Source organism: Pseudomonas sp. KK4 (genome assembly GCF_001984065.1).
Taxonomy (GTDB): Bacteria; Pseudomonadota; Gammaproteobacteria; order Pseudomonadales; family Pseudomonadaceae; genus Aquipseudomonas.
On record NZ_LYVP01000275.1, the window covers coordinates 1 to 334 of the forward strand.

Sequence of the window (334 nt, forward strand, 5' to 3'; positions counted from 1 at the left end):
GATCCCCCCTACGAAAAACCAACCCCCCACCCTGACAACCGCTTCATGGCATTGACCAGCAACTGCACCGACATGCCCACCCTCTTCGTCGACACCCACGCCCCGCTCGACGTCCTGATGGACGCCGCCAACTACCGAATCCGCGCCGTTACCCAGGTCCTGGAAAACCTGTCCATGCGCGGCTCAATCGAATGCGAATCCTTCATCCTCAGCGACTTCGCCCTGCTCTGCGCCATCCCGCTGCGCGATGGCTGCGATGTGCTGGACGTGGTCGGGCGACGGTTGCGCTAACGCTGATTAAACCTGTGGGAGCGGGCTTGCTCGCGAATGCGGT

Annotated in this window: 1 protein-coding gene; it reads left to right on the plus strand. The window is 62.3% G+C overall.

The window, feature by feature from the left end; genetic code table 11:
• Positions 1-291 (plus strand): hypothetical protein (locus tag B0W55_RS29470; RefSeq protein ID WP_077049392.1); only part of this gene is annotated, 291 nt, incomplete at its 5' end.
• Positions 292-334: the final 43 nt, after the last annotated feature.